This is a genomic window from Yersinia aldovae ATCC 35236 (assembly GCF_000173735.1).
GTDB lineage: Bacteria > Pseudomonadota > Gammaproteobacteria > Enterobacterales > Enterobacteriaceae > Yersinia > Yersinia aldovae.
The window spans coordinates 1-327 of record NZ_ACCB01000125.1 but is presented as its reverse complement, the minus strand read 5'-3'; the positions used below and the strand labels follow the sequence as shown (position 1 = coordinate 327).

Genomic DNA, 327 nt, shown 5'->3' with positions numbered 1-327 from the left:
AGCATAGGCCAGTGTGCGCTAATGCTTTCTTAGGTAGCCAGCAGATAAAGTTGTTCTGCCGGGGATGATTCGTTCCTGTGTGGATGCTGATATAGACCTTTACGTATCATCTGTGCCCGCTCGATGCCGGCCAACATAGTTTGTGATTTAAATCCTAGCATCGGTCGCTTCAGTCGTTTGAGATTCCGATGGTCCTGTTCCGTAAGGTTGTTCAGATATTTGTTTATTTGTTCTGCCTGATGTTCATCGGTTTGTCGGCGTTGAGTGTGGTCAGAGCGGTAGTATTGGCATCACTTTTATCTATGGTGACCACCCCGGGTTTACTGT

1 pseudogene is annotated in these 327 nt (G+C 47.1%); it reads right to left on the bottom strand.

What is annotated here, in order from left to right:
* Positions 1-29 precede the first annotated feature (29 nt).
* Positions 30-327 (bottom strand): annotated as a pseudogene (locus YALDO0001_RS20925) (DDE-type integrase/transposase/recombinase); the annotation flags it as partial.